This window comes from Sedimentibacter saalensis, assembly GCF_007830175.1.
GTDB lineage: Bacteria > Bacillota > Clostridia > Tissierellales > Sedimentibacteraceae > Sedimentibacter > Sedimentibacter saalensis.
The window spans coordinates 321,667-347,635 of record NZ_VLKH01000002.1; the positions used below are offsets into that span (position 1 = coordinate 321,667).

A 25,969-nucleotide genomic window follows, 5' to 3' on the forward strand; every position below is an offset into this window, starting at 1 on the left:
TAAACAAAACTTAAATTTTATTTTATTTAACTTAATATTATTATGCTTAAATTTGCCAATTATGTTTAAATCAGCACAAAATCTATTTCAGCTTTTGCAATGCTTACACTGACCAGTTTTACTCTTACTGCATCACCTATTTTAAACACTTTTCTGCTTCCCTGTCCGAAGAGTTCCTTCTTTTCATTGTCATAAACATAGTAGTCATCCACCATATTTGATATGTGCACAAGGCCTTCAACGGTGTTTTCAAGTTCCACAAATATTCCGAAGCTTGTTACACCTGAAATCACTCCTTCATATTCTTCTCCGATTTTATCGGACATGAATTCGGCAATTTTTATTTTGTCTGTGTCTCTTTCGATTTCATCTGCAATTCTCTCCATCTTTGAAGACTGTTCTGCAACAGCAACTGTTCTTTCAGCCAGCTTGTTTAGTGCAGCTTCTGAAAATTTGCCATTTATCTGACCTTTTATGATGCGGTGTATCTGCAGGTCAGGGTATCTTCTGATAGGTGAAGTGAAATGGCAGTAATACTGAGCAGCCAGACCAAAGTGTGTGGAGCTTTCAGGTGAATAAATTGCCTTTCTCAAAGAACGAAGCATCATGTTGTTTATGAGGGTTTCTTCTTTTGTTCCTTTAATTTTTAAAAGAAGCTGTTGAAGTTCCCTTGGGTGGACGTCATTGTTTCCCTTGAGCGTGTATCCTAGGTTGTGTATGAATTTTGAAAACTCATACATTTTCTCATCTTCAGGGTCCTCGTGTATTCTGTAAACAAAAGGCATGTTCAACCAGTAGTAGTGTTCTGCAACAGTTTCATTACAAACAAGCATGAATTCTTCGATTATTTTATTTGATACTCTTCTTTCGTACTTTGTTACGTCAATTGCCTTTCCTTTTTCATCGGTTATGATTTTTGTTTCAGGGAACTCAAAATCTATGGCTCCTCTAACTTCCCTTTTTCGTCTCAAAAGCAGGCTTAATTCTTCCATAACTTTGAGCATTGGCAGGATTTCCTTGTATTTATCAAGAAGTTCCTGGTTTTCATCGGGAAATTCCAGAATATTTGAAACATCCGTATATGTCATGCGGTAGTGGTTTCTTATTATGCTTTCAAATATTGTATAGTCAGTAACCTTGCCGTCAGCAGTTATTGTCATATCAACAGACAATGTCAGCTTATCTTCGTTTGGATTCAAGCTGCACACGCCGTTTGAAAGTTCCTTAGGAAGCATTGGAATAACTCTGTCGCTTATGTATATACTTGTTGCACGCTTCAGAGCTTCCTTGTCAAGTTTTCTGTCTTCTTTCACATAATGGGTTACATCTGCTATATGAACGCTTAACTTATATTCATTGTCATTAATTTTTTCTGCATAAACAGCATCATCCAGATCCTTTGCATCTTCACCGTCAATTGTAATGATAGGAAGTTCTCTTAAATCCTTCCTTCTCTTATACTCTTGTTCGTGAATTCCTTCAGCTGATACCTTTATTGCTTCCTTAATAACATCTTCAGGGAAAAACTGTCTTACTTTTTTCGCAAGAAGCACTGCTTCTATATGTGTCTTTGTGTCTTCAATATCTCCTATAACTTCAACAATTCTTCCTTCAGGATTCTTTCTCTTTTCAGGCCATTCTGTTATTTTTACGGTTACCTTGCTGTTTGATTTTGCATTGTTGATATATTCCTGTGGTACGAAAATATCAGTGGCGATTCTTTTATCGTCAGGCACAACAAATCCAAAGTGCTTGCTTTTTTGAAATGTTCCTATAACAAATGTATTAGCCCTTTCAATTATTCTTATTACTTTTCCTTCTGGGCTTTTCACTTCTTCGGATATTTTCATTGGACGCACTATTACCTTGTCTCCGTGCATGGCACCGTTCATGTCCACAGGGGATATGAATATGTCATTGATTTCCTTGTCGTCAGGTCTTAAAAAAGCATAACCTTTCTGATGACCTTCCAATGTACCAATAACAAGATTCATTTTTTCAGGAATACCGTATCTTTCAGTCCTTGTAAATATGATTTTTCCTTCGTTTTCCAGCTCATTCAAAATTTTAAGAATTTCCTTTTTCATGCTTTGCTCAATTTCAAGAGCCTGCATGAGCTCATTAATCGTCAAAGGTTTGTAAGCTTCATCTTTCATGAATAATAATATTTTTTCTTTAATGTTCATATATTTCTCCCAGGTATTGTAACCTACTTGTGTTTGCTGCCTCCGCCCATCTTGTTCAACAAATCAATGTCATAGGAAACAATGTTAATTTTTCTTTGATCCTTTTGTACTTCAGCAAACTCGATTATTTTAGTAATTAAGTCAGTAAAATTAATTCCCATACCTTCCCACAGATAAAATGCTATGGAACCGGGAATGGTATTTATTTCATTGACATAAATATTATTGCCATCATAAAGGAAATCTATTCTTGCGTTTCCGCAGCAATCCACTGATTTAAAGGATTCCTTAGCATACTTTTTAATAGATTCCGTAATTTCATCAGGAATATCCGCAGGAATTCTTCTCTTTGATTCTGAAGCATCCTTTTTCTTGTTCACATATTTGTCTTCATATGTAAGGAATTCCTTCCATCCCACAGGTTCTTCGCAAAGAGAAGCTGTCAGGTCATTTTCATAGCCCATTACTGCACAGTTGATCTCTCTTACATTTTCTATGCATTTTTCAACAATTATCTTTCTGTCATAAGCCATTGCCACTTCAACTGAAACCAAAAGTTCTTCCTTGTTCTTAGCCTTGCTTATTCCAATGCTTGAGCCAAGGTTGGCTGGTTTAACAATCAAAGGATATCCTATTTTTTCAATTCTTTCTATAATTTCTTCCTTTTCGCCTTCGTAGCTGCTTCTGTAGAACCATGTGTAGTCTACTACAGGAAGATTGTTGCTCTGGAACACCTGCTTCATTACAACTTTATCCATTCCAACAGATGAACTTAAAACAGAACCAAATGCACATGCAACGTTGTTCATTTGAAACATTCCGTGTAGGGCTCCATCTTCAACATTTGTTCCGTGAACTGCAGGAAATACAACTTCAACCTCAGCGGTTTCATACTTCTTGCCAAACAATCCCTGCTTAAGTTCCGGATGTGGATATAAAACTAGTTTTCCATCCTTAAAACCTGGAAGCACCTCATATGCACCTTCAAATTTCTTAGCCTTGTAATTGCTGATGTCATGGAGGCTCTTGCCAATATACCACTTCCCATCCTTTTGGATGTAAATTATCATAGGTTCATAAATGTCTTTATCAATGTTGTCTAAAACCTGCAGGCCGGATATGATAGATACTTCATGCTCAACAGATTTTCCGCCGATTATAATTCCAATAGATTTTTTCATAATACCTCCATTATTTTTCATTATATGTGTCGGGCAAATCATTTTCAAACAACACAACATCACCGACCTTAGTCAGTGTCTTCATAAGTTCGCTTGCTTCATCCAAAGAATTAACCACATACAAATTATCTTCATTGAATGTCTTTCTTTTTAATCCGTTGTATATAGGAGTTGTTCTTTTCTTTCCAACGAGAATTGCTATGTCGCATACTTTTGCTATATTTTCACCAAACTTCTCGTTTTCTTCTTCTTCTATTTCACCAAGCTCCACCATTCCTGGAGTAACTATTATCTTTCTGTTGTCCTTGAACGAATCCAGCACATCCAAAGCAGCCTTGGCTCCGTCAGGATTTGAATTAAACGCATCATCTATTACTATTACACCAGTTCCGGGATTTATTAGCTGAAGTCTGTGTTCCACGCTTTCAATTTTTGATATTCCCATTTTGATCTCTTGAAGTGTGAGTCCCATGACCTTTGCAATTGCTGCTCCTGCAAGTATGTTATGTATGTTGTGGGCTCCTAAAAGCCTTGTTTCACATTCAATTGTTCCAAGACCGTTTATACAAAGTGAAAATGTGCTTCCCTTGCTGCTGACTTTAATGTCAGTTGCAAAGACGTCAGTGTCTTCAATATTTTCAATTCCATAGAGAATTTTTTCCTTAAACGTCTTGTCAGCAAGTTTCTTTACATATTCATTGTCATAGTTAAATATTGCAACACCATCATCAGGAAGATTTTCAATGAGTTCATACTTTGTTCTCATAATGTTGTCAATGGACTTGAATGTTTCAAGATGACATGGCCCTATGGAAGTGATTATGCCTATTTCAGGGTTTGTGAGTTTTGCAACTTCATCAATGTCTCCAACCTTTGTGGCTCCCAGCTCAGCTATAAAAATATCAAAATTTTCATCTAAATCGTTGTTTATAATTTTACTTATTCCCATTGGGGTGTTGTAGCTTTCAGGAGTGTTCAGAACTTTGTATTTTTCGCTCAAAATTGTTGCAGAAAAAAACTTTGTGCTTGTTTTCCCGTAGCTTCCTGTTATTCCTATGGACTTCACATTTTTCATATTTTTAATTTTGTTTGAAGCAACAGTGTAGTATTTTTGATTTATATTTTTTTCTATGGGATTAGCAATGTAAATTGCACCTGCCATGTAATAAGAGCAAAAATAATAAACAACTGAAAGTATGCCTGCCCAAAGCGGAAAATAATCTGTCACATCCTTAAGAAACACTTTGACAAGCAATAATACAATTAAAAAATCAGCTGCAACAAGACCCATGGAAATTCCATACAACCTTTTTGCCCTTGAAGTAAAAACAAGTGGCTTTTTAGATTCATACTTGGTCCTGTTTCCCAAGTACAAAAACAATGATGTGAAAATGGAACTTGCTATGGAATAGGAATAAAGATTGTTATCGCCTTTTATGGAAGCTATGACAAAAAACACCCCGTTTACTGCAGAAATCAAGGCATATGCTTTATCCTTTATTGTATATATTTTGTCTTTGTGACTATTCATCCACTCAGTGTACTTATATAAATCATAACCTTCAATTTGAACCATATGTAGTGAAAATTTCAGTTTTAAAGCACACAATAAAAACCAACAAGCTGTAAACAATAAAATTAATGACTGCATTTTCTCTCTCCTATCTTATGAAATCATCTTTCAAAAAAGAATTAATGACTGCTTTAAACTGGTCATAGCAATCAATGTACGAATAATGTCCAGCTCCTTTTAATACAACAAGTCCGCTGTCGGGGATTTTTTCTTCCATGATTTTGCCCATGTACAATGGAGTATCCTGGTCGTTTTCACCCCATATAAGCAGTGTGGGATTTTTGATTTTTGGAATCAAAGGCTCTAAATTGTCATTTACCACCTTAACCATAGTCTGGCGCATGATTCCGTGAGACTCTTTATAATCTGTTGATCCATATTTTTCATAAAATTTTTCAAGTTTTTCTTCTTTTGATTTTCCAAATGAAAAAGTTGTGTATAATTTTTTAAGAAATTTGAAAGAATACACCTTGAAATAATATTTTGTGCTTCTTTTTGGTATCAATCCGGCACTGTCAATAAGAATAAGCTTGTTAACCATGTTGTATTTTCCAGACAAAATAATTGAAATTCTGCCCCCATGAGAATGTCCAAACAATATTATACTCTTAAGTCCGGTTTTATCAATAAATTTTTTAATGCATTCTGCATAATCGTATGAATTCCATGGTCTCCCCGGAACATCACTTTCACCAAAGCCCGGAAGATCCAATGCCACAACTCTGCATTTATCTTTTAATATATTAAATATTGGCATCATGGTCTGAATACTTCCGCCCCAACCGTGAAGAAGCAGCACATCTCTTCCTGTACCTTCAATTATGTAATTTATTTTAAGTCCATCTACATCAATATGCATTATAACCTCTCTTTGTTACTAAATAATAATAAAACTTCAAATTATTTTCTTATGTAGAATAACTTATCACATTTTAATCAAGTATAACATTCCATGGTATTGTTATGAATTTATTTTTATACTTAATCATTCAATTAATTATTCATCTTTGGTTATTAATAAAATATCCTATTATCATTATATGTAAATTTTCAAAAATGATTATACCATACTATTCCATAATACTGCAAGAAAAAAGACTTCTCCTGAGAGAAGCCTTTAAGATTTCTGATTTATTTTATTGGAATAATTTCATCAATATTCCGCCGTACTGTGCAAGCATTGGTCCGAATACCAGTGAAACAACTGTCATAAGCTTTATAAGGATGTTTATTGAAGGTCCTGAAGTATCTTTGAATGGGTCTCCAACTGTATCTCCAACAACTGCTGCCTTGTGAGCTGCGCTTCCTTTTCCGCCGTGAGTTCCTGATTCAATGTATTTTTTTGCATTGTCCCAAGCTCCGCCGGCATTTGACATCATGATTGCCATAAGAACACCTGATACAAGTGCTCCTGCTTGTAATCCGCCTAAAGCTTCAGTTCCTAAAAGGAATCCAACAAGCAATGGAACTACAACTGCTAAAAGACCTGGTACAATCATTTCTCTTAAAGCTGCTGCTGTAGAAATATCAACACATCTTCTGTAATCTGGCTTATCTTTTCCTTCCATAATACCAGGCATTTCTTTAAACTGTCTTCTTACTTCTTCAATCATTGAGAATGCTGCTTTACCAACTGCGCTCATTGTAATAGCTGAGAACAGGAATGGAAGCATACCGCCTATGAACAAGCCTGCTATAACTGTAGGCTCTGTCAAGCTGATTGATGTGATTCCAACAGCCTGAGTATAAGAAGCAAACAGTGCCAAAGCTGTTAAAGCTGCTGAACCGATTGCAAATCCTTTACCGATTGCTGCTGTAGTATTTCCAACTGAGTCAAGTTTATCAGTGATTTCTCTTACTTCGTGAGGCAATTCACACATTTCAGCAATACCGCCGGCATTATCTGCTATTGGTCCGTAAGCATCAACTGCAACTGTCATACCTGTTGTAGAAAGCATACCTACAGCTGCAAGAGCTATACCATACAATCCTTTAACTGCGTTAAGTCCATCTGCAGAATAACCAGCTATGAAATAAGCTCCGATTATACCAACAGCCAAAACAACTATAGGATAACCTGTTGATCTCATACCAACTGACAAACCGCTGATGATTGTTGTTGCTGCTCCAGTTTCAGACTGATCAGCAATTTCCTGTACATATTTATAATCACCTGAAGTGTAGATTTCAGTAATTTTTGCAATAATTAAACCAACTGCCAAACCGAATACGATTGATCCAAATGGCTGTAAGCTTCCAAGTATAGACTGGCTCAGGAAGAAAGCTGCAACAACAACTACCAATGAGCTCATGTATGTACCCATGTTTAAAGCTTTTTGTGGGTTAGATCCTTCTTTTCCTCTTACAAACAATGTTCCTATTATTGAAGCCAATATACCTACTGCTGAAATCAGAAGAGGGAACATAACACCGTTTCCGCCTTCGTAAGCAATAACTCCCAATGTAATTGATGATACAATTGCTCCAACATATGATTCAAATAAGTCAGCTCCCATACCAGCAACGTCACCAACATTGTCACCAACGTTGTCTGCTATAACTGCTGGGTTTCTTGGGTCGTCTTCAGGTATACCTGCTTCTACTTTACCAACAAGGTCTGCTCCAACGTCTGCTGCTTTAGTATAGATACCGCCGCCAACACGTGCAAACAATGCTACTGAAGAAGCACCAAGACTGAATCCTGTTATAATACTTGCATCTTTGAATATAAGCCAGAATATGCCTGTTCCTAAAAGTCCAAGACCAACAACAACCATACCCATTACTGAACCGCCTGAGAATGCAACATCAAGTGCCTTGTTCATTCCTGAAGTTCTAGCAGCATTAGCTGTTCTTACATTTGCTTTAGTAGCAACTGTCATTCCGAAATATCCTGCTAATATAGAAAATCCTGATCCTACTGCATATGCCAATGCAGTTGTCCAGCCGATTCCGAGTCCAAGAATAACGAACAAAATAATAGCAAAAAGTCCAACTGATTTGTATTCTCTTGCAAGGAACGCCATTGCACCTTCATGAATGAATGAAGAAATTTCTTTCATTCTGTCTGTACCAGGATCAACCTTATTGATGCCTGATGCTTTATAAAAAGCAAAAAGCAAAGCCAAAACCCCAACTATAGGGGCTATTATTAAAGTACCCATTTGTTTCTTTCCTCCGTAGTTTAATTAAATTTTTCATAAGAATTTTACACAAAAATATTGCTTATTATTTAGTGATAAGCCACAATTATGTATCGTTTTCTTATGCACACAAAAGTGCACGACACTTTTGTGCCGGTCACTGTTATACAACATTTTAAATTCTAAGTAGAATTTATAAATATTATTACCAAAAAATTACAAAATATTACTGAATTGCTACTAAAATTAATGAAGCAATAACGAAAATAATTGCTGAAATTGTTGTAGCCTTTTCAAGTTTTCCTTCAAAGCTTCTGCCTTTGTTTCTACCCCAGATAGATTCAGCGCCTCCGGCAATTTCTCCAGACAAACCTGCTGATTTACCTGATTGCAGTAAAATACTTGCTATTAATATTAAACTTGCTATTATCAAAAATATTCTTACTACTATTTCCACTATACACACCTCCTGTTACTGTCTTCTCTTAAATAACAGTAGAATTATAACATTAATAATGTCTTAAATCAACATTTTTTCAATAATAATTAAAAATTATGGGAAAGAATTTAGGCTAAGCCCGAACTTCCCCACAATTTGTATTATATAAATTATTTTTTTATATTGTAGAAAACTTCCATACCTTTGTACTGAGCAGTGTCTCCAAGTATATCTTCAAGTCTTAAAAGCTGATTGTATTTAGCCACACGGTCAATTCTTGAAGGAGCACCTGTTTTAATCTGTCCTGCGTTTACAGCAATTACAAGATCTGCTATTGTTGCATCATCTGTTTCTCCTGAACGGTGTGAAACAACGGCTGTATATCCTGCTCTTTTAGCCATTTCAATTGCATCAAGAGTTTCTGTTATTGTTCCTATTTGATTTAATTTTATTAATATTGAGTTTGCAACCTTAAGGTCGATTCCCTTCTTAAGTCTTTCTGTGTTTGTAACAAACAAATCGTCTCCTACGATCTGAATTCTTCCGCCAAGTTTATCAGTAAGGATTTTCCAACCTTCCCAGTCTTCTTCGTTCATACCGTCTTCGATGGATATGATTGGATACCTGTTTACAAGATCAACATAGAAATCAACCATTTCTTCCTGAGTGAACTTTCTTCCTTCGCCTTCAAGAGTGTATATTTTTGTTTCAGGATTGTAAAGATCTGTTGCAGCAACGTCTATTGCAAGCATGATGTCTTTTCCGGGAACATATCCGGCTTTTTCTATTGCTTCAACAATTGTTGCCAAAGCTTCTTCATTAGATGTAAGATTTGGAGCGAATCCTCCTTCGTCTCCAACTGAAGTGTTCAGTCCCTTTCCTTTAAGAACGCTCTTGAGGCTGTGGAATACTTCAGCTCCCATTCTCAGCGCTTCCTTGAAGCAGCATGCGCCAACAGGCATTACCATGAATTCCTGAATGTCAACATTGTTGTCAGCGTGCTGTCCTCCATTTAATATGTTCATCATAGGAACAGGTAGAGTTTTGCTGTTTACTCCTCCCAGGTACTGGTAAAGTTCGAGTCCAAGAGTGTCTGCTGCAGCCTTTGCTACAGCCATAGATACTCCAAGTATTGCATTTGCACCCAATTTTCCTTTGTTTGGTGTTCCGTCCAGAGCTAAGAGAAGCTTGTCGATTGATAACTGATCAACAGAATCTCTTCCTATAAGTTCAGGAGCTATTATGTTATTTACATTGTCTACGGCTGTCAAAACTCCTTTTCCAAGATATCTTGACTTATCTCCGTCTCTTAATTCCACTGCTTCAAAAGCTCCCGTTGATGCTCCTGAAGGTACTCCTGCTCTTCCATATCCGCCTGATTCAGTCCAAACTTCCACTTCTATTGTAGGATTGGCTCTTGAATCCAATATTTCTCTTGCATATACATCTGATATTATTGTCATTTTATATCCTCCGTTTTTATTTTTCTATTAAACTGTGCCCGGTCATTTCAACAGGCTTTTCCAACCCCATGAGTTCCAGCATTGTTGGAGCTATGTCTGCCAAAATTCCTTCGTTCAGTTTGAACTTTCTGTTGTTGTTAACAACTATGAATGGAACCTTGTTTGTTGAATGTGCTGTAAGCTTAGCATGAGTGCTCGGGTCAGTCATTTCCTCACAGTTGCCGTGATCAGCGCAAATAAGTGCAATCCCATCTGTCCTGATAATAAAGTTCACTATTTCTCCAAGACATTTGTCAACTGTTTCAACTGCCTTAATTGCTGCTTCAATGTCTCCTGTGTGTCCAACCATGTCCGGATTGGCAAAGTTAATTACCATCACTTGGTACATATCTTTTTCAAGCTCTTCAATTATCATGTCCTTAAGCTCATAGGCACTCATTTCAGGTTTCAGATCATATGTTGCCACATCAGGAGAAGGAATCAGTTTTCTTACTTCATGCTTGAATGGTTCTTCTATTTCACCGTTGAAAAAATAAGTCACATGTGCATACTTTTCGGTTTCTGCAGCTCTTAGCTGTTTCAGTCCAAGGCTACTTAAATATTCTCCAAGTGTGTTTTGAACAAAATGAGGCTTATATGCCACTTCAACATTCTCTATGGTCTTGTCATACTGAGTCATGCATACAAATTTCACATTTACTTTTTTTCTGTCAAAATAGCTGAACTCTTCGTCAACAAATGCTCTCGTAATCTGTCTTGCCCTGTCTGGTCTGAAATTGTAGAATATTACAGCATCATTGTCTTTAATAGAAGCAATAGTGCCATCTTCCTTTTCAACAAGAAGAGGTTTAATAAACTCATCTGTTACTCCGCTTAAATAAGAATCCTTCACTGCTTCTAAAGGATCAGCAAATCTTTCGCCATCTCCGTTTACAATCGTGTTGTATGCAATTTCAACTCTGTCCCACTGCTTGTTTCTGTCCATAGCATAGTATCTGCCCATTATAGAAGCAATGTGGCCTGTTCCTATGGTACTGATTTTTTTCTTGAGTTCCTTTATGTAATTTGGGCTGCTTGTTGGACTTACATCCCGTCCATCAGTAATACAGTGAATTTCTACATCATTTAAGTCATTTTTCTTGGCAAGTTCAATGAGGCTGTATAAATGACTGTTATGGCTGTGGACTCCTCCGTCTGACAACAGTCCTATTAAATGAAGAGTTGAATTGTTCTTCTTCACGTGCTCAATGGCGTTTAACAAAGCTTCATTTGTTTCAAATTCACCATCTTCAATTGACTTTGTAATCCTTGTAAGGTCTTGATAAACTATTCTTCCTGCTCCGATGTTTAAATGCCCTACTTCAGAATTTCCCATTTGACCTTTTGGAAGACCTACGTCATAACCGCTGGCGGACAATACAGTATTAGGGTATTTTCTCATTAATACATCAAAATTAGGAGTCTTTGCTCTTTTAATTGCATTTCCTTCATAATCTGTTCCCAATCCCCATCCGTCAAGGATAATCAATGCTGTTACTTTATTCATACTACGACCTTCCTTATTTTGCATAATTAATTATATCTAGAAAAGATTCAGCTTTAAGACTTGCGCCGCCTACTAAAGCTCCGTCAATATCTGACTGGCTTAGGATTTCACTGGCATTGTCTTTATTTACGCTTCCGCCGTACTGAATTATTATTTTTTCAGATAATTCCAAATCATAAATGTCTTTTACACACATTCTGATAAATGAAGCCATTTCATTGGCCTGAGCGCTGCTGGCAGTCTTTCCGGTTCCTATGGCCCATATTGGTTCATATGCCACAACAATATTTTCTGCTTCACATTTTTCTATACCGGCAAAGTCATTTGTAATTTGATTTTTTACAGTTTCCTTTTCTACGCCGCATTCTCTCTGCTCCAATGTTTCGCCTACACAAAGTATTGGTCTTATGTTATGTTTTAATGCAGCTTTAAGCTTTTTATTTACAGTTTCATCTGTTTCATTGAAATATTGTCTTCTTTCAGAATGACCTATAATAACATATTCAATTCCCATGTTTTTAAGCATCACAGGAGATATTTCGCCAGTATATGCACCCTTGTCTTCAAAGTGCATGTTCTGAGCACCGATATTAATGTTTGTTCCCTTCAAAGCTTCTTTTACTGAATAAAGAGAAGTAAACGCAGGACATATTAAGACATCTACATTGCTATCAAAGTCTTTGGACAATGATTTAAGACTTTCCACAAGCTTTAAACTTGCCTCAACATCATTGTTCATTTTCCAGTTGCCTGCTATCAAAGTTTTTCTCATCATATACTCCTTTATTTGTCGTTAACTGCATCAATGCCCGGCAGAATTTTTCCTTCCAGAAATTCCAGTGAAGCTCCACCGCCGGTGGATATATGAGTTATTTTGTCAGCAAGGCCTATTTTTTCAACTGCTGCAGCACTGTCTCCGCCGCCAATTATAGAAACTGCTTCTTTGTTTTGGGCAATTGCTTTTGCAATAGAATTTGTTCCCTTTGCAAAGTTTTCCATTTCAAAAACCCCAAGAGGTCCGTTCCATATTATTGTCCTTGATTGTTTGATTATATTTTCAAAATCCGCGATTGTTTTTTCGCCTATGTCCAGCCCCATGAAATCATTTGGTATTTTATCTGAATCAGTCTGGAAAAATTCCGTATCATTTTTAAATTCTTTTGCAACAACAGTATCTTTCGGAAGGATCAAACGCACATTTTTTTCTTTGGCTTTTTTGATGAGTTCCTTTGCAAGATCAACCTTATCTTCCTCAAGAAGAGATGAGCCTGTATTGAATCCTTCAGCCTTAAGGAATGTATACATCATTCCTCCGCCTATTAAAATATTGTCTGCAATGTTAAGTAAATTTTCAATAACCGCAATTTTGTCTGAAACCTTTGCTCCTCCTAAAATTGCAGTAAGCGGTCTTTTAGGATTTTCAAGAGCTGAACCCATTATATCAATTTCACGTTCAACCAAAATACCGACTGCCGAAGGAAGGTAGCCACATATTCCAACATTTGATGAATGTGCTCTGTGAGCTGTTCCAAAGGCATCATTTACAAACATATCTCCAAGAGAGGCCAGGTCACGAGCTAAATCACCTGCGTTCTTTTCTTCTTCTTTTCTGAATCTTGTATTTTGAAGAAGCATTACATCTCCTGGCTGAAGCTTTTTTGCATCTTCTTTTACTCTGTCATCAACTACAGTGTCGCAGTCTTCAAACAAAACGTTCTTACCTAATATTTCGCTTAACCTTTTTGCAACAGGAAGCAGTGAGAATTCCTTTGAAGGCTGTCCTTTTGGTCTTCCAAGGTGCGACATCAAAATTACTGCTGCATTGTTTTCCAACAGATAATCTATGGTTGGCATGGAACTTGTGATCCTTATATCATCAGTAATATTGCCTTCCTTATCCAATGGAACGTTGAAATCGCATCTAACAAGAACTTTTTTGCCCTGCACATCTATGTCTTTCAATGTTTTCTTATTCATAATTTCCTCCCAAACAACATGAGCAATAGCAACTACTCATAAAGTTTATGAATAGTTGCTCTCAATTGTTCTTATAATCTATTTCATTGAACCCCAGTATTTTACAACTCTTACTAACTGTGATGTAAATGACATTTCATTGTCATACCACGCAATAAGTTTAACCATCTGCTTACCGTCAACTTCCATGATTTGTGTTGACAAAGCATCAAATATGCATGCATAGCTGCTTCCTATAACATCGCTTGAAACAATAGGATCTTCTGTGTAAGCAAGAGTTTCATTTGCAGCTTTCTTAACAGCAGCGTTTATTTCTTCAACTGTTGTGTTTCTTGAAAGTTCTACAGTAAGGTCCACTACAGAACCTGTAATTGTAGGAACACGAAGAGCTATTCCATCAAGTTTCCCTTTCAGTTCAGGAAGTACAACACCTACTGTCTTAGCTGCTCCAGTTGATGCAGGAACTATATTTGCGGCTGCAGCACGGCCTCTTCTTGATTTTATACCGCTCTTGTGTGAATTGTCATGAATGTTCTGGTCATTTGTATATGCATGAACAGTAGTCATAAGTCCTTTTACTATTCCGAATTCATCATTTAAAACTTTTGCCAAAGGTGCCAGGCAGTTTGTTGTGCAAGATGCTGCTGAAATTACTGTTTCTGTTCCATCAAGAATATTGTGGTTTACGTTGTAAACAACAGTCTTCACATCTCCTTTTGCAGGTGCAGAAAGAAGAACTTTCTTAGCTCCTGCTTTTATGTGAGCTTCTGCTTTTTCTCTTTCATTGAATTTTCCTGTGCAGTCGATAACCAAGTCGATGTCAAGCTCTTTCCAATTGCAATTTTCAGGCTCTTTTACTCTTGATGTTGCAATTTCCTTGCCGTTTACAATCAAAACATTGCCATTGTAAGTAATTTTATCAGTCATGAAATTTCCGTGAGCTGTGTCATATTTCAGCAAGTATGCCAGTGTTTCAGCATCAGAATTTGTGTTGATTGCAACAACCTGAAATTCTTCATCCTGTGCCATAAGCCTCAAAGCCAATCTTCCTATTCTTCCAAAACCATTAATTGCTACTCTAACCATGTTATCCTCCTATAATTTTATATCATATATTATAATTATTTAAATTTATAATTCTAATATCCTTCTTGCAGCAGCTTCGTCTGTAACAAGGATAAAATTATTATTGAATTTTGATATTGCATAAATTGCTTCAGCTTTAGACTTGCCTGCAGCAACTCCTATTGAATTTTTAATTTCCTTAAAATTGTCCAGTGATATTCCAACTGAATTTGTCTGCATTTTTACATTTCCTTCTTTGTCAAAGAAATACCCGAATGCTTCTGCTGTAAGATTATCCTTGACTATTTTGTCCAGAACATCTTTGTTTGCTTTTCTTCTGGCAGCCATTTCCTTTGCATTTCCAAGACCGAACACAAGAAGATTAATCCTTTTTATATCCTGCAAAACATCGTTTATGAGTTTATTGTTCTTTAGTACGCCAAGTTCTGTTTCATCAAGATTGTCAGGTATGTGCAGCAGCTTGTATGGAGCATCAATTTTTTCAGCCAAATTTGCAGCAATTGTATTAGCTTGAATTTCAAGCTCCTCGCTCAACCCTCCTCTTGCAGGTAACACTAAAAGATTTTTTATTCCTTTTTTTCTTTTCATTTGCCTCACAACACAAGCCATTGTTGTGCCACCGGTGATACCAAGCACAGTGTCATTTTTTATGAGTTCCAGAACAATTTCAGCTGCCTTTTTTCCAAGGTCGTTGAAAACAAAACTGTCTTTTTCAGCATCCCCGGAAACAACTGCAACCTTCTTTAGCTTTAGCTTTTCCATAAGCTTTAATTCCAAATCTGATAAGTTTTTTATGTAATAAAAGCTGCCGTGAATTTCCGAAAGCACATCAATTCCATCTTTTGTGAGTTCAACTCCCGCAGATTTGATGTCAATGAGGTTCATTTCCTTAAGTTTGTCTATTTCCGTACGCATGGTTCTTTCAGTTATGCCAAGTTTCACAGAAAGGGATCTCCTTCCAATGGGTTGCATAGAACTTATAACCTTTAGTATCTCGTATCTTTTCATAAACAATTCAACAGTTTCAGGAACTATTTTGTTTTGAATTTCCAGAATTTTATTGTTTTCCATACATCCCTCCGGGATATCTAATGTCCCTGTTGTTCGTTTTACGTCCCTAGGTTTATTCTACCATATTTATATTATATTGCAATAGTATTTTTAAATTTTGGAATATTATTTTTGATTGGTATCAGACATGATTTGAGATATGTGTTATACTATTTATTAATAGTGTCACATTTATATTTTGATTATATCACAGCACCATTATGCTGTACAGCAAAAAAAGCAAAAATAAACCAGTAATTTTTGATAAAATTCCTTCGTTTATTATGTGAAATAAAAAAGAATATCCAACCGTCATTGAATATTCTTTACTGATTTAGATTTTAAATTCTTCATTCTTAACTCTTAATTCTTAATTGCTAGAACCTTCTTCTCATTGATGAAGATGGTATCCTCATTTCATCCCTGTATTTTGCTACAGTCCTTCTTGATATGTTGATTCCTTCAGAGCTGAGCATTTCAGCTATTTTTTGATCACTTAACGGCTTTTGTGTGTTTTCTTCATTAATTAATTTTTGAATCTGAGACTTAACGCTGGTGGATGAAATTCCTTCGCCGTCACTTTCACTCAAGCTGCTTGCAAAAAAGTACTTAAGTTCAAACAACCCTATAGGAGTTTGCACGTATTTTCCGTTTGTAGCCCTGCTGACAGTTGACTCATGCACGCCTATGTCTTCAGCAACATCCTTGAGAACCAAAGGCTTCAAAGCAGTCTTACCTTCGTCAAAGAATTTTCTCTGGAACTTGAGTATGGATTCAACAACCTTGTACAGTGTCATCCTTCTTTGCTCTATACTCTTTATAAGCCACATAGATGAATTCAGTTTGTCGCTTAAAAACTTGTTTGCTTCTTTGTCATCAAGATTTTTTATCATATTTTGATAATAGCCGCTTATAGTTAGAACAGGCAGGTTGTTGTCGTTTACTATAATTATATATTCACCGTTTATTTTTTCAATAGTCACATCAGGAACAATATACCTTATGTTGTCGCTGTCTACTATGAATCCTCTAGATGGTTTTGGCTCAAGCATCTTGATTATATCGCAAATGCTTTGTACCCTTGAAACTGTAATACGAAGATCTTTTGCTATTTTTTGAATTTTGTTGGTAGCAATTTCCTCAAGATATTGTTCTGCTATTATATATGCATTTTTATCTTGAATTCCCTTTTCCTTAAGTTGAATCATAAGGCATTCACTTAAATTTCTTGCTCCAACTCCCACAGGGTCAAAAGTTTGTATAAGTCTTAAAACTCTTTCCACTTCAACCACATCTTCATTAAGCAAAAGACTTATATCTTGAATTGAACACCCAAGGTATCCCTTGTTGTCAAGCGATTCAATAATAAATTCGCCTATTCTTTTTTCCTTATTAGTTTTTACGGAAACTCCTAATTGAACCATGAGATGGTCCTTAAGAGACATTTTTTTGGAAGTGTAGCTTTCAAATGTTTGCTTTTCATCAGAATCTGCAGTTTTTTCATAAGCCTTGTAGCTTAGGTCATCATATTTTTCTGTAATTTCCTTCCAATCGATTTCATCTTTGTTGTCAGATTTGTCAAAATCAGATTTTTCATATTCAGCACGTTCATCTGATGATGATTCCTGGACTTTATTGTCAACTGATTCGAGAAAAGGATTAACCTCAAGCTGTTTGTATATAAACTCCATTAATTCAACATTATTAAATTGCAAAATTTGTATAGCCTGTCTTAATTCAGGTGTCATAATAAGCTTTTGAGTCTGAGACAGATTCAATTCAAAGCCCATTTTCATAATATCACTCCTTGCTACCATATATTATAACAAAATTTATTATATTTTCAACATGATATTATTTTGTACTGCTTTATCAATATTAACAATAAAAACGAGTAAATGTTGTCATTATTTTATTATATCAAAAAACTATCGAAAATGCCAAAGTATTTTGTTAAAAAAAGAAAATTTTATGAATTTAAATATTATGCTTGATTTTTAATACAAGACGGTATATACTAACCCCTAATAAAATATTTTGGATGAAACTGGCAGAAGGCAGTCGACCGTCAGCGGACATAACTCTGGAGAGACTCTTTAAGAGCACCGAAGGGGAAAGTTGATATCAATGAAACTCTCAGGTAAAAGAACAGAGCTGTAAAGAAAACACATATGTGTTTTTGTTGTACAGAGAGACGCCAGTCTCTCTGTATTTTATATAACACCATTTTCCTTAAAGGCTGCATACATACTAACATTATAAACGGAGGATAACATGAAAGGCATACTGACAATTATCGGAAAGGACCGTGTTGGAATAATAGCACATGTTTCAACACTTCTAGCAAGCTACAACGCAAATATCCTGGATATCAACCAGACAGTAATGAGAGATTACTTCACAATGATAATGCTTGTGGACCTTGATGGCATTACAACTGATTTTACAACACTTCAGCAGGAACTAGACAAAAAAGCCAAAGAAATCAATATGGAAATCAAAATTCAACGGGAAGATATTTTTGACAAAATGTACGAGGTATAGACGAAATGATTAAATCTAAAAACATACTGGAAACAGTCAAAATGGTTGATGAGCTCAAATTTGACATAAGAACAATTACTATGGGCATTTCACTTCTTGACTGTGCAGATTCAGACGGTGAAAAATCAAGAATAAAAATATACGATAAAATTGCAAGGTTATCCGAGCATTTTGTTGAAACTGTTGAAGCAACAGAAAAAGAATTCGGAATACCCATAATAAATAAAAGAATTTCAGTCACTCCAATATCCATAATTGCAGGTTCAAGCAATGATGTTGACTATATCAAGTATGCCGAAATTTTAGACAAGGCTGCTGATGTGGCAGGAGTAAACTTTTTAGGAGGCTTTTCAGCCCTTGTTCACAAAGGATTTACCAAAGGCGATGAAATACTCATCCGTTCCATTCCTCAGGCTCTTGCTGTAACAAACAAAGTATGCGCATCAGTTAACGTTGCAACCACAAAGGCAGGCATTAACATGGATGCAGTAAGAATCATGGGTGAAGTTATTAAAGAAGCAGCATATCTTACAAGAGACAAGGACAGCATCGGATGTGCAAAATTAGTTGTGTTTGCTAATGCTGTTGAAGACAATCCTTTCATGGCAGGAGCATTTCACGGCACAGGAGAATCAGAAACATGCCTTAGCGTTGGAGTGAGCGGTCCAGGAGTAGTGAAAAATGCTTTGGAACAAGTAAGAGGTCAGGATTTCACAACCGTATGCGAGACAATCAAAAAGACTGCATTTAAGATTACAAGAGCAGGTGAAGTAGTGGCAAAGGAAGTTTCAAGAAGACTTGACATTCCTTTCGGCATAATGGACTTATCACTTGCACCCACTCCGGAAGTCGGTGACAGTGTAGCAAGAATATTGGAAGAAATAGGTATAGAAGCTTGCGGAGCCCATGGAACCACAGCTGCTCTGGCATTATTAAACGATGCTGTTAAAAAAGGCGGCATCATGGCTTCTTCAAATGTAGGTGGATTAAGCGGAGCATTTATACCTGTAAGCGAGGATGAAGGAATGATTGAAGCTGTTAACAGAGGTTCATTAAACATCGAAAAGCTTGAAGCCATGACTTGTGTTTGTTCTGTAGGTCTTGACATGATTGCCATACCCGGAGACACAAAAGCAAGCACAATTTCAGCAATTATTGCCGATGAATGCGCTATAGGCGTTATAAACCAAAAATCAACAGCAGTTAGACTCATTCCTGTTTATGGCAAAACATTAGGAGATACAGCTGAATTTGGAGGACTTTTAGGAAGGGCTCCCATAATGAAGGTAAGCAGTTTTTCCAGTGATGACTTTATAGCAAGAGGCGGCAGAATTCCGGCACCAATTCATAGCTTTAAAAACTGACAATAAAAAAAGCGGCTATTCCGCTTTTTTTATTGTCATCCTGAGTGTAACGAAGGATCTCATATTTATATCCTGCTAGCAGCAGGTTTTTTCTTTTGCTATGAACTCATTGTCCTGAAGAACTTTAATTGCAGTTTCAGTGTTTGCTTCATTTACAAGAATTATTGGTCCTGTGCAGCCCATTCCGCTTTCTGCATAAACATTGTTTTTCCAAAGAAGTTTTACAGCATCTTCAAGGTCCATTATTTCAATTCCTGAAATCTGGGAAGTCACAACTTCTTTCTTTGGAGCTTTCACTTCGTCCTCAGAAGATTTTTTTACCAATTTAGTTCCCTTCAGTATTTCAGTAAGATTTGCTTTGTGTGCCTTTTCAAATTCTTCTTTTGCAATGGCTTTTAAATTTCCTTTTACCAGTTCTCCGGCAAATTTCATGGCTCCTTCAACTAATGGGGCTCCTGAAGCTCTTGATATTATAAGTATGAGCTTGTCAAATCCTTCGCCGATTCCAGGACCGTATCCGTAGCCTAGTGACTCATAGTTTCCGCCAGCTGTGTAAGAAGAAAATATTTTAATCATAAGGTTTCCTGTTAAAGAATCCATTACCATAACATCAGCCGAACCCATGAGAAGGTCATTGCCTCTCATGACAGCACCGCCGTCTGCTCTTTGAGAAGCTGCAAAATTTATGTCATATCCCTGTTCTTTTAATTTTGTCAGAGCTATTTCAGTTTGTCTTGCACCATCAACATTCAAAATACCAACAGTAGGATTTTTAATGCCGCATGCTTTGGCAGTTATTATGCCATAAATGGCGTTCTTAACCATTCCTTCAACCTTGTCTGTAGAAGAAGTTCCTGTTGTTGTTGCAATGAACATTTCCTTTCCTTTTCCAGGTGTTACAATTCTTCCCACTGTTGATACTCCGATTGGGAATGGGTAATGCATTGTTACGCATGCATCTATTTCACCTTTGTCAAGAAGCTCTTCCATTTTTTTATGAGCCTGATCTTCATTTTCAACAAATGCAGTGGTTACGCCTTCAATTGTCTTGCTTCCTATGACTGTTGCATCGATACCGCCTTTAGCAGCCTTTGCTGCAGCTTGAAATATTGTTTGTTCGCCGTGCTCGCTTCCCATGGCAGTAACAGCAACGCGTGGTTTCTGTCCATATTCGCCACTTATTAAAGTATCAGCCAGCTGGTTGAACACTTTGCCGATTATTTGATTTACTTGTTTTTCAGACATATGTCCTCCTATTCTGCCAGCAGATTTGAAGCAAAGCTTTTGAGTGCCTGAGCTATCAATTCTTTTACTTTGTCCTCAGAAACAGCGGATTTTTCTTCTTCCTTGCCTTTGTTAGCTTCAACGATAAATGATACTCCATCAAACAGGTTTGTCATTCTTCCAAGGAACAAACTTCCCTTTCCAACTATCATGGCATTTTTGATTTTGCCGTCAAGAATGTCCTGTCTGCAGAATCCGATGTATGGAACTCCTGATGGAATATGTCCTTGTGTTGGTGCCCAGCCTATCATACCATGCTTTTCAGTAAAGTCCTGGAGATCCTTCTTTTCTATGTCTCCCCTTTTAACTGCAAGAGCACCTATCATTTTGTAGTTTGCCAATGGAACATCTCCTGCTCCGGCAGGTTTAGTAACATCTGGATTTTGCATTTCAACAGAATATTTATCAACATCTGTTATTTTCATTCCAGCCTTATCAAGAGAAGAAACAAGTGATGTTATAACAGCCTGTGGTGAAGAACCTGTTCCAACTGTATGTCTTCCTATAAGATCAAGATTTATTTCAGGATTTATTCCGTCATTTTCACTTACTAATACAGCAAATCCTCCAAGAACGTCTTCAAGAATAGGAAGACCCTTCTTTATATGGTCCTTGCCGTTCATTCCAAGTTTTGCAGTACTTCCGCCTGCAGACACAACAACATTTTTATAAACTCCTGCTTTTACTAATGCAGCAGCTTCAATTAATGCATGAGTAGGCCCTGCGCAGAACCCTCTTGTGTCTGAACCTGTGGCATTTACAAAGCCTGCCACTTCAGCACAAGCCTTTGCAAAATTACCGCCGCCTCTTTGGTTCATATCTCCGCATGCTTCTTCGCAACAGTCAATAACGTAGTCAATTTCTTCCTTGTTAATATTGTTTTTTGCAACAAGGTTTAATAATGCTAAAACGTTAGAAGCTTTTGAAACAAGATTTTCAAGCATTACATGAGCACTTAGGTTAATGTCAATATCATGGGCTCTTTTAACACAACCGATTAATTCTCCGTTGTTGTATAAAGGTTCAGCATGTTCTTCATCAACATATTTTTTAACAACCTGAGCTTCTTCACCTTCGCTTATTCTGCTCATGAGACTTTCATCGAACAATGGATGTGAGGCAAGTTTTTCTTTAGTTGTTCCCAGGAAGTTTTTTTCAAGCTTAACTAGGTCAAACACATCGCACATCTGCATGAGTACTATAAACTCATCCTGAGGCATTATTTCGCCGTATTTTCCGAATCTTCCAAAACCTTCAGCTTCCTTGTCATTCCAAGGTTGTTCATATTTTGCAAGCTCTTCGGGATGAATATTTCCTATATATGTCTGGTTAGGCAGGTATTTTACAACCTGTTCAAAAGTTCTCAAATGGTCTTTTATTTGTTTTAAATATTCTGAATTGGGATTTACTGTTCTTTCTGTTGTCTGGGTAGTTCCGTTATGAATTACCATATCAGGCGCAAACGCAAGAATGTAACTTGCACCTCTTATTACACTGTTCATATATTACCTCCGCAATTTTTTTAAATTTAAAATACAAGGTATAAAGTTTAACTAGGAATTTAAACCCTAGACTTTATACTTCAAATTATGTGTAAAAAGTTTAAAATTTGCTTCGCATTTCTGCGAAGCAAATTTTCATGATAAATTAATATTCTATATAATAGAAATTAACAAATCAACTATAATCGACTACAGATATTTGCAAAAATCTTCTCTGATAGGAGTCATTTCGCTGATGATGTCATCAACATCTAATACCATTTCCATCATGCTTATTTGTTCGTCATAAACTGATTCGTCAACTTCGTTTTTAATTTCTGGTTCACATACATGAAATACACTGAGTCCTAACTGAACTCCTGTCAATGGACCGGCAAATGTAGGGTCTCCGTTTGTTACAGTTTCTGCAGCAAGACCTGCTGCTTCACCTTCAGCTGCTCCAAGCACTACTACTAAATTTTCAGCACCGTACTTTTCAGCAAATTCTTTAACCCTTTTTTGATTTTCCAAATCCATTGCGCCTGCGGAAGTTCAGACGAAGCATTCAGTTGATGAAAATACAACTTCAGCTCCGGCAGTTTTAACACATTCTTCAATTGCCGGTCCTGGTATTCCATCCCTGTCGCCTATTATAATAACTTTCTTACCATTCAATAAGCTCATTTTAATTCCTCCTTTGTTATTTTTTATGTTTGACCTTATATATATTTTTGAATCATTGCTTCTATATTTTCAGGAGTGGCATCTTCTTTAATAAGTTCTTCCACTTTTTCTCCGTCCTTATACATTGCAATGACAGGCAAACCCAATACTTTTTGTCCAATGGCAACTCTTCTTGCCTTTGTAGTGTTTAATTTTGTAAATTTCAGCTTGTCGCCGTATTTTTCTGACAATTCCATTACATGCGGCATCAAAGCTTCGCATGGTGCACAACCGTCTCCGAAGAAATCAACCAGTATGTATCCTTGTCCTTGAAGAACTTCTTCATCAAAATTTGTTTTATCCAGTACTAACATGAAAGCCTCCTATAAAGTTTCAATATATTTTTCTGCCTGAACAGCTGCAATGGCACCATCTGCTGCTGCAGTAACCACTTGTCTCAGACTTTTAACTCTGATATCTCCGGCTGCATAAACGCCTTCAATATTTGTCTTCATATTTTCATCAGTCACTATGTAACCCTTATCGATATTTAAAATACCTTCATACAGTTTAGTCTTAGGTTCATAACCTATGAATACGAAAATTCCAAATGTTCCGTCATCTTCGTCGGCTACTACTTCTGTAATCTCTCCTGTTTTAACATTTTCCAATACCATGGAGTTTACAATACCATCACCTTTAATTTCCTTAACAACAGAATCCCATATGAAATTCATTTTAGGATTAGCCATGGCTTTTTCTCTTATTGACTTAGCTGCTCTTAATTCATCTCTTCTGTGAATGATGGATACTTTTCTTGCAAACTTTGTCAAATACATTGCTTCTTCAACTGCAGTATCTCCGCCGCCAACTACAAACACTTCGAAGTCTTCAAAGAAAGCTCCGTCACATGTGGCACAGTATGAAACTCCCTTGCCTGTGAAAGTTTTTTCTCCAGGGCAGCCGATTGGTTTTGAGGAGGCTCCGCCGGCTATTATAACTGTCTTGCCTGTATACTCGCCTTTTTTGCCTACCAGCACCTTTTCCTTGCCTTCAAGTTTTACTTCAACTATTTCATCATATACTTTTTCAGCTCCAAAATGCTTTGCCTGTTCAGCCATACGATCTACCAATGTAGGACCTGATTCACCTTCCAAGCATCCAGGGTAATTTTCAACTTCAGATGTGAGAACTATTTGTCCACCGTCTTTTTCTTTTTCAATAATCAAAGTACTAAGTCTGGCTCTTCCGGCATAAACACCTGCTGACAAACCAGCTGGTCCTGCGCCGATTATTATAACATCATATACTTTGCCCATTTTACACCTCTTTCCTATAGTCACTGATATCATATTTAATAAAAAATATGATATATAATTATTGAAAATTGTTTCCAATATTCAATAATTATATTTGTTCGCGGCAATTGCTGCCGCGAACTAAAACTGAAATATTTACTAATCTGTCGCCAGTACGGGACACAGATTATGATACCCAAAAAACACTGCCTAAAAACTATCATTTTTGAAACAATTCGAGATCCTTCGCTGCCGCTCAGGATAAGCGACTGACACCAAATCGAAGATTTGGGTCATCTGCTTTTCAAACATGAGATCCTTCGCTGCCGCTCAGGATAAGCGACTGACACCAAATCGAAGATTTGGGTCATCTGCTTACTTTTCGAATACTGTTTGTTCTGTAACTTCAGTTTCTAATGCTCTTAATGCTCTTCCTACTAAGTTTCTTCTGATGTCTCTTTCTTCTTCAAGAGTCAATGAAGGATTTCCAAGAGGGTGAGGAATTGCTATAGTAGGAACTATTCTGTTAGCTCCAACTGTCAAAGATATAGGAACTATTGTGCACATATGTACAACAGGAATTCCTGCTCTTTCTATTTCTTTTACCATCGTTGCGCCGCAACGAGTGCAGGTGCCTCAGGTTGATGTCAGTATAACTGCGTCAACTCCGTCAGCTTTAAGTTCCTGTGCGAATTTTGCAGCAAAAGCTTTTGCACTCTTAACAGCTGTACCGTTACCAACTGTAGTATAGAAATATCTGTGCAAACTTCCGATTTTACCTTGTTTTTCAAATTCTCGAAGGATGTCAACAGGGAGTACTCTGTCAGGATCTAAATTTGCATATACAGGGTCATATCCTCCGTGAGCAGTTTCATATGTTGCTTCTGTTAAATCCATTACACCATCAATGTCGTATTTTCCGTATTTTGAAGCACTTGATGATTCAATGTGATCAGGGTTTCCTTTAGGAACAATACCGCCGGAAGTAACCAAAGCAATTTTTGCTTTTGTAATGTCTTTTACAGCAGGATTAGGTGCTACTCTGTCAAAGTCAGGCATTGGGAATTCTGTTTCAAATTCTTTGTCTGCTAATTTGTTCAAAAGCATCTTAACTGCTCTTTTTGATCCTCTTTCAGTATCAAAGAAGTTCTTTCTGATTCCGTTTGGCATGTAGCCTTCTTCAGAAGAAGCTCCTATTTTTTCACCTTTTGCAAGCTTTAATGCAAGAGGAGCCATTTTCTTAACTGCATCACGCATACCTGCTGCTGAATTCTTTGTGGAAACAACATACAGACTTGTTTTGAACATGTCAGCTCCAGGATTTTCTTTGTACATACCTGTTAAAACAGGAATGTTCAATTGATCTTTAACTGCTTTTGCAATAGTACCGCATGCAACGCCATATCTTCCTGCATTAAATGCCGGACCTGCAATAAATAAATCTGGTTGTAATTCTTTAACCATGTTTATGATAGTTTTTTGTGCTTCTTCCATGTTTTCGTTGAAATAAGAGTCTCCACACACAATTGTAGCAACAATTTGTGCTTCATCTCCGAATGCCTGCTGGAAAGCTAATCCAGGTCCTACATTGCCTTCTCTTAATTCAGCTGGAATGTGAGCCATTTCTTCTCCGCCTACATTGGCAAAGAATTGGTTTATATAATGAACAACTTTTAGCATAATTATCTCCT

General features: G+C 36.8%; 21 protein-coding genes and 1 riboswitch. Of the genes, 2 read left to right on the forward strand and 19 right to left on the reverse strand.

The window, feature by feature from the left end; genetic code table 11:
* Positions 1-65: 65 nt before the first annotated feature.
* The 13 genes from rnr to rpoN all read right to left on the reverse strand — a co-directional run bounded on the left by rnr (position 66) and on the right by rpoN (position 17,440).
* Positions 66-2,186: a ribonuclease R gene (gene rnr / locus LY60_RS04405; protein ID WP_145080530.1), complete on the reverse strand. Its 2,121-nt coding sequence runs from the start codon at positions 2,184-2,186 to the stop codon at positions 66-68.
* A 23-nt stretch (positions 2,187-2,209) separates the two neighbouring features.
* Positions 2,210-3,367, reverse strand: coding sequence for a D-alanine--D-alanine ligase family protein (locus tag LY60_RS04410; protein ID WP_145080532.1), 1,158 nt, complete (start codon positions 3,365-3,367; stop codon positions 2,210-2,212).
* Between the two features lie 10 nt (positions 3,368-3,377).
* Complete coding sequence (locus tag LY60_RS04415) at positions 3,378-5,018, reverse strand: Mur ligase family protein (protein WP_145080535.1); 1,641 nt, start codon at positions 5,016-5,018, stop codon at positions 3,378-3,380.
* A 10-nt stretch (positions 5,019-5,028) separates the two neighbouring features.
* Positions 5,029-5,799 carry an alpha/beta fold hydrolase gene (locus tag LY60_RS04420; RefSeq protein ID WP_145080540.1) on the reverse strand — a complete coding sequence of 257 codons (771 nt, stop codon included), beginning with the start codon at positions 5,797-5,799 and terminating at the stop codon, positions 5,029-5,031.
* 277 nt (positions 5,800-6,076) lie between these two features.
* Positions 6,077-8,104, reverse strand: a complete 2,028-nt coding sequence (locus LY60_RS04425) for a sodium-translocating pyrophosphatase (RefSeq protein WP_145080542.1) — start codon at positions 8,102-8,104, stop codon at positions 6,077-6,079.
* Positions 8,105-8,309: 205 nt separating this feature from the next.
* Entirely contained in the window at positions 8,310-8,540 is a 231-nt protein-coding gene (gene secG / locus LY60_RS04430) for a preprotein translocase subunit SecG (RefSeq protein ID WP_376752566.1), read from the reverse strand.
* Positions 8,541-8,692: 152 nt separating this feature from the next.
* Positions 8,693-9,985, reverse strand: coding sequence for a phosphopyruvate hydratase (eno, locus tag LY60_RS04435; protein ID WP_145080545.1), 1,293 nt, complete (start codon positions 9,983-9,985; stop codon positions 8,693-8,695).
* A gap of 16 nt (positions 9,986-10,001) precedes the next feature.
* Complete coding sequence (gpmI, locus tag LY60_RS04440; RefSeq protein WP_145080547.1) at positions 10,002-11,531, reverse strand: 2,3-bisphosphoglycerate-independent phosphoglycerate mutase; 1,530 nt, start codon at positions 11,529-11,531, stop codon at positions 10,002-10,004.
* Between the two features lie 13 nt (positions 11,532-11,544).
* Positions 11,545-12,303 carry a triose-phosphate isomerase gene (gene tpiA, locus LY60_RS04445; protein ID WP_145080550.1) on the reverse strand — a complete coding sequence of 253 codons (759 nt, stop codon included), beginning with the start codon at positions 12,301-12,303 and terminating at the stop codon, positions 11,545-11,547.
* A gap of 11 nt (positions 12,304-12,314) precedes the next feature.
* Positions 12,315-13,508: a phosphoglycerate kinase gene (locus LY60_RS04450; RefSeq protein ID WP_145080553.1), complete on the reverse strand. Its 1,194-nt coding sequence runs from the start codon at positions 13,506-13,508 to the stop codon at positions 12,315-12,317.
* Positions 13,509-13,586: 78 nt separating this feature from the next.
* Positions 13,587-14,594, reverse strand: coding sequence for a type I glyceraldehyde-3-phosphate dehydrogenase (gene gap, locus LY60_RS04455; RefSeq protein ID WP_145080557.1), 1,008 nt, complete (start codon positions 14,592-14,594; stop codon positions 13,587-13,589).
* Positions 14,595-14,639: 45 nt separating this feature from the next.
* Positions 14,640-15,665 carry a sugar-binding transcriptional regulator gene (locus LY60_RS04460; protein WP_019227774.1) on the reverse strand — a complete coding sequence of 342 codons (1,026 nt, stop codon included), beginning with the start codon at positions 15,663-15,665 and terminating at the stop codon, positions 14,640-14,642.
* Positions 15,666-16,021: 356 nt separating this feature from the next.
* Positions 16,022-17,440 carry an RNA polymerase factor sigma-54 gene (gene rpoN / locus LY60_RS04465; protein WP_145080560.1) on the reverse strand — a complete coding sequence of 473 codons (1,419 nt, stop codon included), beginning with the start codon at positions 17,438-17,440 and terminating at the stop codon, positions 16,022-16,024.
* A 277-nt stretch (positions 17,441-17,717) separates the two neighbouring features.
* A riboswitch (glycine riboswitch) is annotated at positions 17,718-17,806 on the forward strand.
* Positions 17,807-17,918: 112 nt separating this feature from the next.
* Between rpoN and LY60_RS04470 the strand changes: the two genes are divergently transcribed.
* A complete protein-coding gene (locus tag LY60_RS04470; RefSeq protein WP_019227776.1) occupies positions 17,919-18,188 on the forward strand; it encodes an ACT domain-containing protein in 270 nt (89 codons plus the stop codon).
* Positions 18,189-18,193: 5 nt separating this feature from the next.
* On the forward strand, positions 18,194-19,552 hold the full coding sequence (locus LY60_RS04475; RefSeq protein WP_145080563.1) for a PFL family protein: 1,359 nt from the start codon (positions 18,194-18,196) through the stop codon (positions 19,550-19,552).
* 75 nt (positions 19,553-19,627) lie between these two features.
* Here LY60_RS04475 and grdD read toward each other — a convergent pair whose 3' ends face one another.
* From grdD to grdB, 6 genes are all read right to left on the reverse strand, one after another.
* Entirely contained in the window at positions 19,628-20,797 is a 1,170-nt protein-coding gene (gene grdD, locus LY60_RS04480; protein WP_145080566.1) for a glycine/sarcosine/betaine reductase complex component C subunit alpha, read from the reverse strand.
* An 8-nt stretch (positions 20,798-20,805) separates the two neighbouring features.
* Positions 20,806-22,338 carry a glycine/sarcosine/betaine reductase complex component C subunit beta gene (gene grdC, locus LY60_RS04485; RefSeq protein WP_145080570.1) on the reverse strand — a complete coding sequence of 511 codons (1,533 nt, stop codon included), beginning with the start codon at positions 22,336-22,338 and terminating at the stop codon, positions 20,806-20,808.
* Between the two features lie 189 nt (positions 22,339-22,527).
* Entirely contained in the window at positions 22,528-23,001 is a 474-nt protein-coding gene (gene grdA, locus LY60_RS04490; RefSeq protein ID WP_083851485.1) for a glycine/sarcosine/betaine reductase complex selenoprotein A, read from the reverse strand.
* Between the two features lie 35 nt (positions 23,002-23,036).
* Complete coding sequence (trxA, locus tag LY60_RS04495; RefSeq protein WP_019227782.1) at positions 23,037-23,354, reverse strand: thioredoxin TrxA; 318 nt, start codon at positions 23,352-23,354, stop codon at positions 23,037-23,039.
* Between the two features lie 9 nt (positions 23,355-23,363).
* The gene (trxB, locus tag LY60_RS04500; protein ID WP_145080573.1) at positions 23,364-24,299 is read right to left on the reverse strand and encodes a thioredoxin-disulfide reductase; all 936 of its coding nucleotides are present in this window, start codon (positions 24,297-24,299) and stop codon (positions 23,364-23,366) included.
* A 354-nt stretch (positions 24,300-24,653) separates the two neighbouring features.
* The gene (gene grdB, locus LY60_RS04505) at positions 24,654-25,958 is read right to left on the reverse strand and encodes a glycine reductase complex selenoprotein B (protein ID WP_170226102.1); all 1,305 of its coding nucleotides are present in this window, start codon (positions 25,956-25,958) and stop codon (positions 24,654-24,656) included.
* Between the last annotated feature and the right edge of the window lie 11 nt (positions 25,959-25,969).

What these genes read in the sequence shown, in the direction of transcription:
- rnr (WP_145080530.1), bottom strand. Translation starts at nt 2,186, where the DNA reads ATGAACATTAAAGAAAAAATATTATTATTCATGAAAGATGAAGCTTAC.
- LY60_RS04410 (WP_145080532.1), bottom strand. Translation starts at nt 3,367, where the DNA reads ATGAAAAAATCTATTGGAATTATAATCGGCGGAAAATCTGTTGAGCAT.
- LY60_RS04415 (WP_145080535.1), bottom strand. Translation starts at nt 5,018, where the DNA reads ATGCAGTCATTAATTTTATTGTTTACAGCTTGTTGGTTTTTATTGTGT.
- LY60_RS04420 (WP_145080540.1), bottom strand. Translation starts at nt 5,799, where the DNA reads ATGCATATTGATGTAGATGGACTTAAAATAAATTACATAATTGAAGGT.
- LY60_RS04425 (WP_145080542.1), bottom strand. Translation starts at nt 8,104, where the DNA reads ATGGGTACTTTAATAATAGCCCCTATAGTTGGGGTTTTGGCTTTGCTT.
- eno (WP_145080545.1), bottom strand. Translation starts at nt 9,985, where the DNA reads ATGACAATAATATCAGATGTATATGCAAGAGAAATATTGGATTCAAGA.
- gpmI (WP_145080547.1), bottom strand. Translation starts at nt 11,531, where the DNA reads ATGAATAAAGTAACAGCATTGATTATCCTTGACGGATGGGGATTGGGA.
- tpiA (WP_145080550.1), bottom strand. Translation starts at nt 12,303, where the DNA reads ATGAGAAAAACTTTGATAGCAGGCAACTGGAAAATGAACAATGATGTT.
- LY60_RS04450 (WP_145080553.1), bottom strand. Translation starts at nt 13,508, where the DNA reads ATGAATAAGAAAACATTGAAAGACATAGATGTGCAGGGCAAAAAAGTT.
- gap (WP_145080557.1), bottom strand. Translation starts at nt 14,594, where the DNA reads ATGGTTAGAGTAGCAATTAATGGTTTTGGAAGAATAGGAAGATTGGCT.
- LY60_RS04460 (WP_019227774.1), bottom strand. Translation starts at nt 15,665, where the DNA reads ATGGAAAACAATAAAATTCTGGAAATTCAAAACAAAATAGTTCCTGAA.
- rpoN (WP_145080560.1), bottom strand. Translation starts at nt 17,440, where the DNA reads ATGAAAATGGGCTTTGAATTGAATCTGTCTCAGACTCAAAAGCTTATT.
- LY60_RS04470 (WP_019227776.1), top strand. Translation starts at nt 17,919, where the DNA reads ATGAAAGGCATACTGACAATTATCGGAAAGGACCGTGTTGGAATAATA.
- LY60_RS04475 (WP_145080563.1), top strand. Translation starts at nt 18,194, where the DNA reads ATGATTAAATCTAAAAACATACTGGAAACAGTCAAAATGGTTGATGAG.
- grdD (WP_145080566.1), bottom strand. Translation starts at nt 20,797, where the DNA reads ATGTCTGAAAAACAAGTAAATCAAATAATCGGCAAAGTGTTCAACCAG.
- grdC (WP_145080570.1), bottom strand. Translation starts at nt 22,338, where the DNA reads ATGAACAGTGTAATAAGAGGTGCAAGTTACATTCTTGCGTTTGCGCCT.
- trxA (WP_019227782.1), bottom strand. Translation starts at nt 23,354, where the DNA reads ATGTTAGTACTGGATAAAACAAATTTTGATGAAGAAGTTCTTCAAGGA.
- trxB (WP_145080573.1), bottom strand. Translation starts at nt 24,299, where the DNA reads ATGGGCAAAGTATATGATGTTATAATAATCGGCGCAGGACCAGCTGGT.